Origin of the sequence: Bacteroides sp. D20 (genome assembly GCF_003436255.1) — a bacterium.
Lineage (GTDB): Bacteria > Bacteroidota > Bacteroidia > Bacteroidales > Bacteroidaceae > Bacteroides > Bacteroides uniformis.
On record NZ_QSOO01000003.1, the window covers coordinates 185,459 to 202,249 of the forward strand.

11 protein-coding genes are annotated in these 16,791 nt (G+C 46.0%); 3 read left to right on the forward strand and 8 right to left on the reverse strand.

The genetic code is table 11. The annotated features are described in order from the left end of the window. Window positions 1–10: 10 nt before the first annotated feature. From DXD78_RS04235 to DXD78_RS04250, 4 genes are all read right to left on the reverse strand, one after another. Entirely contained in the window at window positions 11–403 is a 393-nt protein-coding gene (locus tag DXD78_RS04235) for a hypothetical protein (protein WP_005833867.1), read from the reverse strand. 39 nt (window positions 404–442) lie between these two features. Beyond that, window positions 443–2,197, reverse strand: coding sequence for a RagB/SusD family nutrient uptake outer membrane protein (locus tag DXD78_RS04240; protein WP_005833865.1), 1,755 nt, complete (start codon window positions 2,195–2,197; stop codon window positions 443–445). Window positions 2,198–2,220: 23 nt separating this feature from the next. Further along, entirely contained in the window at window positions 2,221–5,259 is a 3,039-nt protein-coding gene (locus DXD78_RS04245) for a TonB-dependent receptor (protein ID WP_009037426.1), read from the reverse strand. Between the two features lie 183 nt (window positions 5,260–5,442). Then, complete coding sequence (locus tag DXD78_RS04250; RefSeq protein ID WP_034529174.1) at window positions 5,443–7,254, reverse strand: glycoside hydrolase family 2 protein; 1,812 nt, start codon at window positions 7,252–7,254, stop codon at window positions 5,443–5,445. A gap of 285 nt (window positions 7,255–7,539) precedes the next feature. On the opposite strand from DXD78_RS04250, the gene DXD78_RS04255 reads away from it, so the two are divergent. Further along, window positions 7,540–10,425: a hypothetical protein gene (locus DXD78_RS04255; protein ID WP_009037424.1), complete on the forward strand. Its 2,886-nt coding sequence runs from the start codon at window positions 7,540–7,542 to the stop codon at window positions 10,423–10,425. Between the two features lie 439 nt (window positions 10,426–10,864). On the opposite strand, the gene DXD78_RS04260 is transcribed toward DXD78_RS04255, so the two are convergent. The 4 genes from DXD78_RS04260 to dapB all read right to left on the reverse strand — a co-directional run bounded on the left by DXD78_RS04260 (window position 10,865) and on the right by dapB (window position 14,771). Beyond that, complete coding sequence (locus DXD78_RS04260; protein WP_009037423.1) at window positions 10,865–11,485, reverse strand: WbqC family protein; 621 nt, start codon at window positions 11,483–11,485, stop codon at window positions 10,865–10,867. 89 nt (window positions 11,486–11,574) lie between these two features. Then, complete coding sequence (lepB, locus tag DXD78_RS04265; protein ID WP_009037422.1) at window positions 11,575–12,510, reverse strand: signal peptidase I; 936 nt, start codon at window positions 12,508–12,510, stop codon at window positions 11,575–11,577. Further along, window positions 12,507–14,000 carry a signal peptidase I gene (gene lepB, locus DXD78_RS04270; RefSeq protein ID WP_009037421.1) on the reverse strand — a complete coding sequence of 498 codons (1,494 nt, stop codon included), beginning with the start codon at window positions 13,998–14,000 and terminating at the stop codon, window positions 12,507–12,509. The genes lepB (DXD78_RS04265) and lepB (DXD78_RS04270) overlap by 4 nt, the downstream gene beginning before the upstream one ends. A gap of 6 nt (window positions 14,001–14,006) precedes the next feature. Beyond that, a complete protein-coding gene (dapB, locus tag DXD78_RS04275) occupies window positions 14,007–14,771 on the reverse strand; it encodes a 4-hydroxy-tetrahydrodipicolinate reductase (RefSeq protein WP_005833852.1) in 765 nt (254 codons plus the stop codon). A gap of 96 nt (window positions 14,772–14,867) precedes the next feature. On the opposite strand from dapB, the gene DXD78_RS04280 reads away from it, so the two are divergent. Then, complete coding sequence (locus tag DXD78_RS04280) at window positions 14,868–16,142, forward strand: DUF2851 family protein (protein WP_005826054.1); 1,275 nt, start codon at window positions 14,868–14,870, stop codon at window positions 16,140–16,142. Between the two features lie 77 nt (window positions 16,143–16,219). Further along, the gene (locus DXD78_RS04285) at window positions 16,220–16,732 is read left to right on the forward strand and encodes a hypothetical protein (protein WP_005826053.1); all 513 of its coding nucleotides are present in this window, start codon (window positions 16,220–16,222) and stop codon (window positions 16,730–16,732) included. Window positions 16,733–16,791: the final 59 nt, after the last annotated feature.

Here is a 16,791-nt window from a genome sequence, read left to right on the forward strand (position 1 = left end):
TACTGATTGATTATTCTCCTTGCAAAGTGATAGTGACCGTATAGGTCTTCTTCACTTGACGATTACCGGAAATTACAGTGTACTGGCGGGGTTGGCTGAAATCAGTCCACACTCCCATAGTCGGAGTTACGATACAATCTTTGGCAGTACCACATTCTGGCTTCAGTTTCTTGATGTTGGTACCAAATTTAGCTATCCCCGTAATGGTGTTGTTTTCGTCATCGATGGTAACACCGCTTATCAATACGTCCCTATCATCCGGTCCTCTCAATATGAGGGAAGAGATGTAACATTCTTCACTGTCAGTAACCAGCAAACCATTATCATCTACCGGATAATCATTGCATGATTGGGACAAAAGACATACTATGACAAGAGTCAATATTTTATATAGGTTTTTCATACGATTCTTTTTGTATTTAATGAACTTTATGGTAATTGCTTATCTCCACGGAGTATTCTGAGTCAGATTCGGGTTGCGGTTTCTTTCGTTTTCTGGAATCTGGTAGATATAATTCTTTTGGAAATTGAGTTCGGGTGCATTCTTGAATTCATCACGTATGCGTGTGCCATTTGTATCATACAAGGTTAAACCGTCACTGTTTGCCTCTCCCCATATGTCATGGATTTTTCTCCAGCGGCGAATATCGAATGGACGCATACCTTCAGTGGCCAGTTCCACAATACGTTCTTGCTCAATGGCATTGAAGAATGCTTCGGAATTGGCATACTTGTCGGGTGTTAAAGCCGGCAGGTTGCCACGGCTGCGAATCTTATTCAGCAAGGCTACACATTCGCTGGTAGGACCGGACGTTTCGTTGACAGCTTCGGCATACATCAGATACACATCGGCCAAACGCATCAGATAGAAATCCTGCGGACCATCTGTACGCTCCCAACCGGCTTCCTGGCGTATCCATTTACGGAAGATATAACCGGTTTGATTGCTGGCATCATTATTGATGAAACCGTTGGCCTCATTTCTTTCACCGAACATCCAGGTATATTCGTCACCCATTGTCAGGCCGTCCGTTGTAATTTTCTTGTAAGACTCACCATCCCACATGATGGTCGATTTCATACGCCAGTCACGATTCTCATAGCTGGCACGGTTACGTGCTCCATTAGGGAGTGCAGCATCTTTAGACAAGATAAGCTCATCACAGAAATCACCGGTGACAGTTGATTGGTAACGGTTTGCCAAGCGGACAGTAGGCATAATCCAGCATTGTGCATTACCGGTGGTACGGGTACCGAAGTCGCGCAACAAACTTTCACCCTGGCCGAGAGAAGGACCGCCATAAGTAATGGAGAAGATGATTTCCGAACAATTTTCATTATAATATTGGAACAGCTCTCTATAGTTGGGTTTGTCTTCAGTGCCGGGATTACCATCACCAAAGATTGTCAGGCCATAATTGTTGATTACTTTGCTGAAGTCTGAAGCAGCGGCGGCATAATAGGTTTGGGCTACACTGCTGCTCGGCTCGAAGCCTTCCAGTTCGGGCCATCCGTTCTTGTTCCAACAAGCATAGTACAATTCTATTTTTGCTTTAAAGCCCAGTGCGGCAACTTGCGTGGCACGTCCGTACTTATCACCATAGCTTACGGGAAGCTTTTCGGATGCATTCTGTAAATCGGTGATTAGTTCAGGAATGATGGTAGCAATAGGGGTGCGTACCAATGAGCATGCTTCATCATTGCCGCTGAGTACGTGGCGATAGTAAGGAACATCACCCCAGTTTTGAACCAAACGGAAATAGGCCAATGCACGCAGGAAGTAATTCTCGGCATTGATAGCCTCCAAAGATGCTTTGGTTGCGGCATTCTGTTCTGCTTGAATCATTTGCTCTACATACTGAATGGTGTAGTTGGCACGGTTGATAACCCGGTATGCATTGTTCCACATACTGGAAAATCCGCTGCCCGGCGTTCCGGGTCCCCATGAAGAAATATCACCGATACTCTTACCGCGAGTATTTTGGAATTCGCCATGCCCGTCGTAGTAGTAATCAGTTGCAAACAAAGTCCGCACTGCGTTGTAAACACCGTAGGTAGAGGACAAGGCATCATCTGTACTTGTCCAAAAGAGGTCCGAAGATACTTCTGTTGTAGCAGGACGGTTCAGCAGGTCATCTATACAAGAAGATGTTAAACCGACCAGTCCGGCTAATGCTATATACTTAATATATTTCATATTCTTTCTTATTTGTTGAGTTATCAGAATTCTATATTCAAACCGATTGAGTAGGTTTTAACCAATGGGTATAGGTCGTTCCCATGAGGCTTTTCAGGGTCGATACCTTTCCAGGGAGTTAAAGTAAAGAGGTTCTCACCGGATAAGTAGATACGTGCACGGTTGAAACCGATTCTCTGCATATAACGTTCGGGAACGGTATAACCAACCTGTAAGTTCTTCAAACGGAAATAGTTGGTATTATAAGCCCAATACGTACTTTCTTCACGGTTCTTGTTACCGCCGCTACCATTCAGCAGACGGGGTAGGGAGGCACCACGATTGTCTAACGACCAAGAATCACTCCAATGGAATTGTTGGAATGCATAACGGTTATCCGGTATCTTGGTATTGTTCAAATCATCCAACCATACATCAGAACGTCCGTAGTTACCCTGGAACAAAGCCTGGATATCAAAACCCTGGTAGGCTCCGGTCAAAGTAATACCGAATTGTCCCATCGGGGTATCGCGGTATTTGTCGGTGTATGCTTTCTTATCAAGGTCACTGATTTTACCGTCACCATTCAAGTCTTTGAGGATAATGTCACCCGGTGCGTTGTAGGCATCTCCTTGATAGGGTGCATTGTAGAGTTGATTCCAGCTTTGTACCAAACCCGGATAAGCTTCATACATATAGAGGAAGTGGTAAGGCATGTCGAGCATAATCCACCCACGGTTCAGATAGTCACCCCATTTCTCCAGCTTATTTACGTTATAAGAAGCGTTTACATTGACGCTGTATTCGAATTTGCGAATACTGGACTGCCAGTTCAGATTCACTTCAATACCGCGGTTACGCAGGTCGGCCACATTGATATTCGGTGCCGAATAACCGGTTAATAACGAAGATATGCTGGAACCACGAATCATACCGGTGGTGAAACGGTCGTACCAGTCGAGTTCCGCAGTCAGTCGGTTGTTGAAGAATCCTAAGTCCAAACCTATATTGATGACACGGGTTTCTTCCCAGGAAAGGTCTTGGTTAATCATCTTATTGGCACTGAATCCGGTTGCAAGACCGTTGTTTCCAACAATATAATTGGTAGTTCCCATTGTTTCTTTTTGTTCGTAACGTCCTACTCCGGAGTTATTGCCCAGAGAACCGTAAGAAGCACGGAACTTGGCATTACTGATTGCTTTCTTCAACGGGGCGAAGAAGGCTTCTTCCGAAACACGCCAACCTACAGCAGCTGATGGGAAGAAACCCCATTGATGTCCTTTGGCAAAGCGGGAAGAACCGTCGGAACGGAAGTTGAATTCAAACAAGTATTTATCAAATAATGTATAGTTGACGCGCCCTATGAAAGAACGCAAACCTTCGGATTCGGATTTACCGTCGTTGGTCTGTACTTCCTTGGAAGCTGCATCCAGTTCTTCAAGGCTGTTGTGCAAACGGTTCTTACGTCCTGCACCCATGTTGCGTTGGAACCAGTATTCTTCGGCTGCATTGAACATGGCGGAAATATGATGCCCTTTGAAGATTTCCTTTTCATAAGTGATACGTCCTTGGAACAAAGTCTTATGACCTTCGTTATTGGAATTGCTGATGATATCACCTGTATCCGGCATGGTGCGGGCTATACTGTTGGTCTGGAAGTTCATCTGGTTCACCACATTCTGGATGCTTTTGCTGAACTGGTTATAATAGCGTAAAGCGTAACTGACGTTCAACTTCAAATCCTTAAGCGGTTCCCATTCCAAGTAAGCGTTTCCATTAAATTCTTTGCGGGAAGTATTTGTGCGATAAGCTTCGTATTCGGCAACAGCATTACCGGCAGAAGCAGATTCTCCATAAGCCATGGCACCGCCGTATTCACCTGTTTCAGGATGCTTGTTCAAAATACCGGAGATGACATATTTTAAACCTGCAGTTTCCAAACCTGCGCCGCGAGGTGTCTGGCGCTCTGACCAGCTACCATCTGTTCTGATACCTATTTTTACGTTATCACGAACCTTATAATCCACGTTCAAACGCATGTTATAACGGCTGTAGTCATTGTGGATTTGCAGACCTTCCTGGTCCATGATGCCGAGTGAAGTATAGAAATTTATCTTATCGTTGCCGCCGGAGGCTGAAACCGTATGGTTCATGATGGCACCGGTACGGAACATTTCGTCATATTGGTCGGTGTTCGGAAAAAGAATAGGATCTACCAAGCCCATGGCCATCCATTGCTCTACCGTACCCTGCTGGAAACTGGTCGATTTGTTACCTGTGGCAGCAGAGCGCATCTGCATGGTCAGTGCACGGCTATAGTCGGCTAAATAGTCGTAAAACTCTACGGGGCTTGATAAGGCATAAGAACCATTATAAGTCACTTTGGATTTGGCTTCTTTAGAACCGCCTTTGGTGGTAATCAAGATAACACCGTTGGCTGCACGCGAACCGTAAACGGCTGACGAAGCTGCATCTTTTAAGACTGAGATGCTTTCAATATCGTTCATATTAATACGATTGATATCTACATCCGGCATCCCGTCCACTACAATCAATGGGTCAGAATTGTTGATGGAACCCAAACCGCGTACTTTCAGCGAAGCACCGTCTCCACCTGCAAAACCGGTTGTTTGGCTCACTACCAATCCCGGCACCAAACCCGAGAGACTGGAAGATACGTTTGTGATGGAACGGCTGGCAATCTTTTCATCGACTTTTACTGCTGCAACAGAACCGGTCAGGTTTACTTTCTTCTGAGTTCCATAACCCACTACAACGACCTCATCCAGTGTTTGAGAGTCTTCCGAGAGGGTTACTACTACATTGGTTCTACCTTTCAAGGGTACTTCTTGAGTAATGTATCCGATGAAAGATACTACAAGAGTTGCATTAGATGAGGCTTCAATGTTAAAATGTCCGTCGATGTCTGTGATTGTGCCGCCGGTGCTGTCTTTTACTTTTATATTAGCACCGATAACCGCCTCTCCTGTGTTATCTTTTACTGTACCGGTAATTCTGGCATTTTGTGCCGTGACACTTCCGATACCAATAAAGAGTAATAGGAATACCAAAAAATGTTTCATATTAGACTTAATTTTGAATGAATAAATTAAAGGTTAATTTTCATGTGAAGATGATAACCTTCATCTTCTTTCTCTCTACAGAAAACAGTTGAGCTGCTTCCTATAAAGAAAGTGTATTCTCATAGGTGTTACTTCATAGGCGTCCTTTCTTTTTTAAAGTTATTAATGAGGTCTTGTTGTGAGCTATTTATATGCTTCGGTTAATTCTTTATACCATTTCTGCAAAACAAAGAATGCTTTCTTTTTCTGTCCTTTGTCAGAAACCAGTCCTTTACGGTTGAAGTCGTCCTGAATCTCGGGTACATGGCGGCGCGGCGAACGGAAATCCTTCAATATCCACGGAGTAGTGCCTGCAAGTCCCGGAATGCGTTTCAACATATTGACGTGGCGGATGTACAAATCTTCCTGATACTCCTCCGTGAAGCGTTCTTTGGGCGAGCCGTGGCGTCCGTACAAGGCACCGCCGCCGAGTTCACTGATAAATACCGGTTTCTGAGTATCGAATGTCCAGTTCACGCGGTCACATTTCTCAGAGTCGCCATCGTACCAGCCCACATACTCGTTGAAGCTGATGATATCCAATAGCTCTCCCAACGGGTCGTTTACCGTCAGAACTCCCGGCTGTACTTCTTCCTTCTCCATAGCTGCGCCAATCAGGCGGACGTTATCGAGACTTCTTGCTTTGTTTGCCAGATTAGAGAGGAACGTGAGACGCGTCTCGCTGTGCGGAGTTTCGTTGGCAATAGACCAGATGATGATGTTACAACGGTTCTTGTCGCGGGCAATCATGTCGCACAATTGTTGCTCCGCATTTTGGTAAGTATCCTTGTTCTCCCAGTGAATGGTCCAATACACGGGAATTTCGGACCATACAAGGAAGCCCATACGTTCGGCCTCGCGCACCATCTCTTCATTATGGGGATAATGGGCCAGGCGAACAAAGTTGCATCCCAGTTCCTTTGCCCAACTCAGCAGCGTGTGGGCATGGTCTTTTGAATAAGCGCGACCACTGTAATAGGGAGTCTCTTCGTGGATGCTGATACCCCTGCAGAAGATTTCCTTATCATTCAGCAATATCTTGGTACCCTCCGTGCGAATCGTGCGAAAACCTATCTCATCAGAAACCTTATCCGTTTCGGAAGCCAGATTCACGGCATATAATTTCGGATTCTCCGGAGTCCAGAGTATAGGTTTGCTTTTTATTAGGAATGAAGCATACCCGTTGGCATCGGTCGTGACTTCTTTCTTTACTTTCAGTTCGGGAATATCCAGTGTTATCTTCTGTTCCTTGTCAGAACCTTCCAGTTGCACCCAGCCCTCAATCATGTTCTTGTCATCCTTTGCCAACTGTACGTAATAGTCGCGTATATAGGTTGCAGGCATTTCTATCAGAGTGACGGGACGGGTTATTCCACCGAAGTTCCACCAATCTGCATTGACCGTGGGCACAGCTTCGGGCAGGCGTTTGTTGTCCACCTTGACCACGAGGCTGTTCGTGCCTTCTTTCAGGAGGTTGGTAATTTCAAAGTTGAAAGGAGTAAACCCGCCGATGTGCCTTCCCAGACGTTTGCCGTTCAGCCACACGATAGCCTCGTAATTAACAGCTCCGAAGTTCAGGAAAAGGCGCTTGCCCGGCTGCAAGGAGTATTCAAAATGTTTGCGGTACCATACGGTTCCTTCATAATAATACAATTGCGGACGCTGTGTGTTCCAGTCTCCGGGAACAAACAGCAGTTTATCCGTTTCAAAGTCGTATTCCTGCAACTTGGTCTTGTCGGAATAAGTCTTGTCCTGGGCATAACCTCCGTCATAGGGTTTCAGACGGTAATCGTAGTAGCCGTTTTCAAAAGGATCTACAATTGTTTTCCACTGCCCGTCGAGGGATGTCGTCTGGCGTGCGCTGACATTCATTATCTGAGGTGCTTGCTGGGCGAAAGCCAATACCGGCATCAGCATCAAAAGAAAAGTCAGACTGTTCTTCAAGAGTGTTTTCATACTACTATATTTTGATTTAAAATTAAGAAGAACGATTTCCATGCATTCTTCTGTAGAGTGATGGCAAATATACAGGTATGAGGCATTCGTATTCCGAAGTCGGCTACATCATAATTACATCAAATGCCGGTTTTGACTACATCATTACTTTCTCACGAATGTTGTAAGGTGTTGGTTATAAGTACGTTTTCTTTCAAGTATGCTTCTTCTGAATAAATCTGTTAAAGATGATGTGGTGGAATACTACTTTAGAGTAAAGGAGTTATCTTTGCTTCATAAACGCAAATGTTGACCGCTATGAAAAGCAAGTCCTATTTTATACTTACCCTTTTGTTATTGCTGTCGGTGCAGTTGAATGCAGGATGGCAACGCCCGGTAACGAACTATACCCGCCATACTTATAAGGCAGGTAATCAAAACTGGATGTTACAGCAACACGATAACGGTTGGATGTATGTGGCCAATAGTAACGGTTTACTCGAATTTGACGGTGCAAGCTGGAATCTTTACCCTATACGTAATGCAAAGGCGCGGGCCATGAGAATAGGGAATGACGGACGGATTTATATCGGTGGAATCGGGCGGTTCGGTTATTTCACTCCAAACAGGCTGGGCGGATTGGACTATACATGCCTTTCGGATAATTTGCCCCCGAATTCAATAGTTGGCGTGATATGGAACATATTGCAGGATAAAGAGAGAATCTATTTCCAATCAGACCGTAGTTTGTTCTACTGGGAAAATAATAAGTTGGAATACTTGGAGTATCCGGGTGAGATTTATACTTCGGCCATCTTATATAATAAGTTCTATATCGGTGCGGCCGAGGGAGTTCTGGTGATGGATGGAAAGAAGTTCAGTTTGGTGCCGGGTTCGGAGATGCTGGGCAGGGTATCGGGACTACTACCCTATAGTGGCAAGATTCTGATAGCCACCCGTTACAACGGCCTTTTTATCTATGATGGCGAGACGGTGCAGAAGTTCAATAGTGTTGCAGATAGCTTTATGCAGCACAATCGTGTGTTTTGTGCTGCTCTTAACCAGTCTTTGCTGGCACTTGGCTCTGTGCAGGATGGGGTTTGTTTGCTTGATTTGGAAAAGGATGAAATGAATGTGATTTCCATTAATAGTGGATTGCAGAACAAAACAGTGCTCAGTATGTCTTTCGATGCGCTGAACAACCTTTGGTTGGGGCTGGATAATGGCATTGACTGTGTACATTTGAGTTCGCCCGTTTCTTCTCTATATGGTAATAAACCGGTCATTGGGTCCGGATATTCTTCTATCGTTTATCAGGGTAAGTTGTATCTGGCTTCCAATCAGGGCCTTTATACAACACTACCATCCACTGAACTGAACAAAGAGATACCGATGACTTTTGTTCCCGGAACCGGTGGACAGATGTGGTCTTTCCTAAACTATGACGGTAAGCTGTTCTGTGCTTCGGACAACGGTGTCTTTGTGATAGACGGCGATAAGATGGAGCATTTGGATGGTATAAAAGGTGTTAGGAGCCTTGTCCCTTTGAACGGTCGCCCGGATGTGCTGATTGCGGGTACTTATGGTAAATATAGTGGGTTGCATTTACTGAAAAAAGTGGCCGGGCGTTGGCAGCCTGCTTTCCGGCTTAAGAATTTCACTTATGCTGCAAAAAGCCTAATGGCTGAAAGCTCGGGTAATGCGTTATGGGTGACAAATAAGGACAGAGGTGTCTGCCGCTTGATTCTGTCGGATGATTTGCAGGAAGTGGTAAGTTTGAAAAAGTATAACCATAGCGCTTTCCCTTCCGGTTATGATATATTTCTGACGCAGGTAAACAGTGAAACAGTTGCAGTGTCACATTACGGGTTATGGCGCTACAATCAAGCCACGGATAGTCTGGAAGAATATCATGAGCTGGAAAATATGTTGGACGGGAAAGCCGCTTACAGTTATCTCACCATGGATATGGCCCATAATATATGGTACGTTTCAGGTGAAGCTCTCAAGTTGTTGCGCTACGATGCTGTGAAGAATACCTATTCAAAATTGCCTCATGACACATTCTTGAAGGGCTCTTTGATAGAGAACTATGAGCATGTAAATGTATATGACGGGCAAGCTGTGGTGGGAACGGAAGAAGGTTTTTCCCTGATACGCTTTTCATCGACGACTGTGGGTAAGGAAAAGCTATCTCTACAGATACGCCGTGTATATCTCACAGGACGACGCGACTCATTGATTTACGGGCGTAGCTATCATTACACAGATTCTCTTGTCACTATTCCCTATAAACACAACTCCCTCCGCATAGAGTATAATGTGAACAGTAACGATGCATCCCAATCGGCTCTTTTTTCCTATCGCTTGAGCGAGGGGAGCGAAAGGGGAGAATGGAGCGAGTACAGTGAGAATACTATTAAAGAATTTACGGGTCTGCATGAAGGTAAGTATGTGTTTAGCGTAAAATTGATGACCGATAAAGACCAGGAGTTGGTAATGACTTCGTTCTCATTTGAAATCTTGCCCCCTTGGTATCGCACCTGGTGGAGCTACCTGATATATGCAGTCGCTGTGGGTTTACTACTATATTATATAGCCTATCGCATAGCTGTCAGCCGGAAGCATCTGTTGATGCAAAAAGAGCTGGAGCTCTACAGGCAGAAACAAGAATTCAAGAAAGAGAGTGAATTGAAAGACCAGAAGATTGACTCACTGAAAGAGGAGAACTTGCAGGCAGAGTTAAGCCATAAATCAGAAGAACTAATCCGTACTACCTTGAATATTGTGCGCAAGAATGAGATGCTGATGGGTATCAAGAAAGAAGTATTAGGCATTTCCCATTCCATCAGTGAAGAAAACTTGGTTTCCCTCCGGCGTAAAACACTTCGGCTACTGGGACAGATTGAAACGAATATTGAGCACGATGACGACTTGCAGGCTTTCCAAAGCACCTTTGACTCTGTCTACCACGACTTCTTCAGAAAACTCGAAGAGGCATATCCCGAATTGAACAACAAGGATAAACTGCTCTGTGCATATATCAAGATGAACCTGCTCTCCAAAGAGATAGCTCCCTTGCTGAACATCTCTCTGCGCGGAGTGGAAATCAGCCGTTATCGCCTTCGGAAAAAGCTGGGCCTGGAAGAAGGGGAGAACCTGGCGGAGTTCTTGCAGAGGTTCAATAAGTGATGCGAAGCAGGGGTTGAATACTCCCCGAATCCCCTAAAGGGGAGGTGGATACTTCGTGCCTCTGTGTTCAATCCCGCTACGAAATGAGCACAATGATATTTTGATAATTTGTTGTAATTTATCAAGGTTCTGACTGTGTTTTTGCAACTTCTTGATTATCAGCATTATTCTGGTGTGCTGCATTCACTATACGACTGAGCCCTATTCACTATACGACTGAATTAGGTTCAGTATGCTACTGTTTCTTGAATCTGTGTTGTTTGTAAATAATGCAGATTGCTATTCGGCTCTTTTCCCGGTTCATAACGGGGCAGAAATGAAGTAAATGATATACCGCAAGGCGCTTGTTGCCTTGTCAACTTGTCCCCTCGTGATACTAACATTTATCTCAAACCCGTTTAGAAATGAACTAATTCAACCCCTAATTCCCATAAGTAACCTACAACATCAACAAACTCTCCGGCCCCATATTGAACAGCAAATCTACAATGCTCAGGTTAGGCAGAAAGCCGTGCTTCTCCTGAAAGACCTGGTAATAGGGTTTGGGAGAGAACTCCGGGTCTTCCAGTCGGAAGTCTTTCTTCGGATGGATGCGTTCGCGGAAATCCGCTTCATTCGGAGTGAATTCAGTCCGGTATTCGGTGGTGCGTGCCATATCGGGCTGTATGTCTATCAGAGAACAGATAAGATGGCAAAGTTCTTCGTTGAAATCGACTAAAAACTCATACTTCTTTTCATAGAAAGGGCGGAAGTCGTCTTTATAATATTCAAAGAAAGGAGTGTGGTTGTAGGCAGATTCAAGCGCATTCCAGTGCAGATGCCGCCAGTTACCGTGGTCGGAGATACGGATATCGCGCATCGGGCATTTTAGGCTACCCGGCTTTACGGTAGGGATGGAAAGTGCCAACTCGCCGTCCGGTGCGGCAATGGTGCAGCGGTTGCGGTAAGTCTGCTTCATATAGTGGTCATGCTGTTCGATGAATACTTTATCGTATGCCAGCAATTTGGTATAATATTCTATGGGAGCCAAATAGGCGGAAGAAAGAAAAACTGTTTTCATCAGTATATTTACGATTAGATGATTTGCGATTTACGATTGAAGCTACTGTTCATTGTTTGTATTTTCATTTTTATTCTTTCATTTGTTTGTCATTCCACTCTTTTCCATATCCTGCCCCATCGGTAACCGCTGAAAGGTCCTGTTCCCTTTTCTTTGGAGAACCAGATGATAGATGCCTTGCCTATGATGTGGTCTTCGGGGACGAAACCGAAAAGGCGGGAGTCCGAAAGATTGATGGCATTGTTGGCACCTACCCAGTAGTAGTCTTTGGTAAAATGGCAGTGTTGCACGGGCTTGCCTTCCACATAAAGGGTATCGTTTTTGATTTCGGCTTGTTTCTTTTCGTGAAGTACCAGGGTATTTCGCAACAAAGTCTTGTTCCACGGATATACGCGCACGGCTTTGCCTTTGCTGGGGATTATCAGAGGTTTCAGCATCTCCATAGAATCTTCCTTGACAATAGGTTCTATCCAGCACTTTCCGTTCATGGCTTGTTCCAGCAAGTAGTGTTCATAACGGCTGAAACTGCGTATATTCTTTGTTGAATCCTGCCCCAATAGTTTGTTGGGAGCGATGGAAAGGATGGACAGTAATGAATCTAGCTGCCGTTCCCGTTGCCTGGGATAGGAATAAAGGAACTTCTGGTCGGGTGCATTCTTCTCGGAAGGAATCACAGAAAAGAGTGAATCTATCAACAAGGTATCTCCGGGAGTACCGATGCAACGGCTGATAAAGACCTCCCGCCGGTCAATCGTAGGTTCTGAAAGATTGGCAGGATTGTTGAATACTAGAATATCCTCTTTAGGTACGGGACTGTCTGCCCAACGATGATACCCCCATAACTTCATGAAAGGCAGTCGCAGGCCATAGCTCCACTTGTCCACAAGAATACGCTCACCTTGGTACAGTGAATTTTCCATGCCGGAAGAGGGGATAAGATAGGAAGTTGCCACACAACCCCGAAGCAGCACCACGACGAGTGCCACTCCAACTATTGTAATTGCTATCTTCCATCCTTTTTTCATTTAATGCCGTCCACCCACTTGAATATCCGGTTCCAGCGTATCTTACCGTCAAACCAGCCTCGGTCTTTGTCCAGTGACAACCATACTACGATAGGCTTTCCTACGACATGGTCCTCCGGCACAAAACCCCAGTATCGGGAGTCGGCGGACTTGTCGCGGTTGTCGCCCATCATCCAGTAGTAGTCCATATTGAAAGTATAGGAGTCGGTCTTTTCACCGTTGATGTAGATGCCGTCTTCCTTGACTTCCAGTTTGTTGCCTTCATAGGCAACGATGCAGCGTTCGTAGATGGGCAGGTTATCCTCGGTCAGCTTGATGGTGGCACCTTTGGCGGGAATCCAGATTGGACCGTAGTTATTGCGGTCCCATTTGGTGTAAAGGTTCAGCGGATACATCTGTCCCGAGAACTCTCCCGGTTCGATGATAATATTACTGATGAGTTTCTTGTTGCCCGAAAGGGTCTCGTACATCTTTTGGGTAAGCGGAAGATGATAGACCGGTGCCAGTCTTCCTTGGACATCCCGGCGGTCCAATCCCATTTCAATCAGATTCTCTTCCCAGCCCAGACCGTCGGTCATCAGTGTCTGGTCCTCTTTGCTGATGCCCAGTTCACGGAACATATCATCGGTGATATAAGGACCTGTAGTCTGTACAAAGTAGTTGAACTGCATTTCTGCAGGGTTCTCGATGGCCTTGCCGTCGATGTATACCTGTCCTTTCTTGATTTGCAACGTATCGCCGGGCAGGCCTACGCAACGTTTTACATAGTTTTCACGACGGTCAACGGGGCGTATGACAATGTCACCGTACATTCTAGGATTGGAACGGATAAGATTACGTCCGGCATTGTAGTACAGGTCGTAGACAGTACGTTGCTGCTTGCGTGTCAGGCTGTCCATATTCACCTTGTTGGGATACACGCGTTTTCCTTCTTCGTAAGCAAGGGTATAGAAGTCTGTCTGCTGGAAGTTGGTGGCTACCGTGTCGCCTGCCGGGAAGTTGAACACCACAATATCGTTCAGTTTCACTTTGCCGAAGCCCGGCACACGTTTGTATTCCCATTGAGGCCATTCGATGTACGACTTGGTGTTGAATACCGGTAGTGTATGTTGTGCCAGCGGCATGGAAAGCGGCGTATTCGGTACGCGCGGGCCATAGCTCATCTTGCTGACATAAAGGAAATCGCCTACCAACAAGGATTTCTCCAGTGAGGAAGACGGTATCTGGTAATTCTGGAACACATAGATATTTACGAAGTAGACGGCTACCAGCGCAAATACGATGGCATCCACCCAACTCATGATGCTGCGTACGGCAGGATTCTCCGATTTCTTCCAGAACCCCCAGGGTATCTTCTTACTGATGTAGATGTCAAAAATGAAGGGTAGTACAATCAGTCCCAGCCAGCTTTTTACCCAAACCAGAAAGGCAAGGTAGAGCAGGGTGACTATACTGAATTTAATCCATTGGGTGCGTGTTGCTTTTCTCATGATGTTTTAGTCTTTTAAAAATGGAAACAAGTCACTCATTCCCAAAGCACCTTCGTGCTTGGCGGTATATTCGGCAGCAAGGACAGCTCCCAAGGCAAATCCCCTGCGATTCTTGGCATCGTGGGTGATAGTGATGCTGTCGGCTTCGGAGTCGTAGCGGATGCTGTGGATGCCCGGTACTTCTCCTTCGCGGATAGAACTTATGGGTAGCTCATTGGCTGCACATTCCGTAGAGCCCGAAACGGTTCCGTCGGGAGCCTGGAAAGTTCCTTCTATCCATTTGTCCTTACGGTCGAGATTCTCCAGAATACCTTCGGCAAGCGTGATGGCCGTTCCGCTCGGAGCGTCCATCTTGTGGATGTGGTGCGTTTCGCTCATTGTCACATCATAGGCAGGGAATTGGTTCATTATCTTTGCGAGGTACTTGTTGACGGCAGAGAATATGCTTACTCCCAGACTGAAGTTGGACGACCAGAACAGTGTCTTGCCGCCTTCGGTACAAAGTCTCTTCACTTCGTCTCCATGTTCCGCCATCCAGCCCGTACTGCCGGATACCAGTTTGACCCCGGCGCGGAATGCCTTCATATAGTTATTGTATGCAACCATGGGGTTGGTGAACTCTATGGCAACGTCGGCGCTCTTGAAGGCTGCCGATTCAAAGTCTTCCTGATTGTCGACATCGATGATGCTTACAATTTCGTGTCCGCGGCCAAGGGCTATTTTCTCGATTTCCTTGCCCATTTTTCCGTAGCCGATTAATGCGATTTTCATTGTTTCTATCTGTTTTTATTTAGTTTATCAACAAACTATAGGTCGCAAAGATAATCTTTTTCTTACATTTGTGCTCAACATTAACGTCTTGTTAACATGGAACAACTACTGCATTATGTTTGGAAGCACAAAATATTTCCTTTGTCATTGCTCCAGACAACCTCCGGCCGGCCGGTAGAAGTGATAGATCCCGGTTTGCCGAACATGAATGCAGGCCCCGATTTTTTTAATGCCAAACTGAAAATAGACGGTACGCTCTGGGTGGGCAACGTCGAAGTGCATACGCAGGCATCAGACTGGCTGCTCCATAGGCACGACCGTGACAAGGCGTATGATACCGTCATCCTGCACGTGGTGGGCGAATCGAATTGTGATGTGTACCGCACGAACGGTGAGCTGGTTCCCCAGATGGTGCTCACTTGCCCCGACACTGTCCGCTTGCGCTATGAAGAGCTTCGGCAGACAGAGATTTATCCTCCCTGCTATTCCATCCTTGCCTCCCTCCCAAAGCTGACCGTCCATTCCTGGCTGTCCGCTTTGCAGGTAGAGCGTTTTGAGCAGAAAGCATGCGTCATATCCCAGCGGCTCGAACGCTGCAATCATCATTGGGAAGATGTTTTCTTCATTACTCTTGCTCGTAACTTCGGCTTCGGGCTGAATGGGGATGCTTTCGAGGCATGGGCAAACCGCCTTCCATTCCGCGCCGTAGACAAGCATCGGGACAGTCTGTTTCAAGTGGAGGCTTTCTTCCTGGGGCAGGCAGGCCTGCTGGAGGAGGTCTCGGCAGAGGCAGATGATTATTATTTGATACTTCAGAAAGAGTTCCGCTACCTGCAACACAAGTTCGAGCTGCCAGCTCCCATGTCTGTTGAGCAGTGGCGGTTTCTGCGTCTTCGTCCCGATAACTTTCCACATGTACGCCTCGCCCAGCTTGCCTGTCTGTATCACAAGGAGCAGTCGCTCTTCTCGCGTGTTATGGAGGCTGAAACGCTGGAGGCGGTGAAGAAGATACTGGCTGCCAAGACTTCCGCGTATTGGGAGGAGCACTTCAATTTCAGAAAGGTTTCACCCCGGAGGGAAAAGCGGGTAGGGGACGGTGCCTTGAATCTGATTGCCATCAATACGGTCATCCCGTTTCTTTATGCTTATGGCCTGCACAAGGCCGATGACGTTTTGTGTGACCGTGCCACCCGTTTCCTTGAATCCTTGAAGGCCGAAAACAATCACGTAACCCGACTTTGGGATGGTGCCGGTTTGCCGGTATCTACCGCTGCCGATTCGCAGGCTCTGCTTCAACTTCAAAAGGAATATTGTGACAAGAAAGACTGCTTGCGTTGCCGGTTTGGTTACGAGTATCTGAAACATAGATGATAATAATTATCGCCCCATAGCCTTAGCATTTTATTACTTTTATATTATCTTTGCGCATTGAAAAATAATCCGAGTATATGAAGGCTATCCGCTTTGTTTTTTGTCTGTTTGCGGCACTCATGCTGACGACTCTCAATGGTCTGGCTGCCGAAGAGGAGGATTTCAAGACATTTCTCCAGAAATTCACGTCCAGTGCTTCATTCCAGTATTCCCGAATCAAGTTTCCTTTGAAGTCTCCCATCGCCCTCTTGAAGGATGACGGTGAGACGGAACAGACTTTTCCCTTCACCCGCGAGAAGTGGGCATTGCTAGACGAAGAAACGCTGAAGGAAGGACGTACTACCGAAGAGGAGGGAGGTACCTATATTTCTCACTTCACTGTCAATGAGCCTGCCCATAAAGAGTTCGAAGCAGGCTATGATGAATCAGAACCTTCCCTTCGTGTGGTCTTTGAACTGACGGATGGCAAGTGGTATGTCACCGACTGCTATAACGACTGGTACAACTTCGATCTCCCTATCAATGAACTGGAAGAAACTATTCAGGCGGTACAAGAGGAAAACAAGGCTTTCGAAGAACTTCATCCTTGATGAAGTGGGGGCAGAAATCCGCCTCAATCATTATTTTATCCTTCTTCTGTACGATTTAT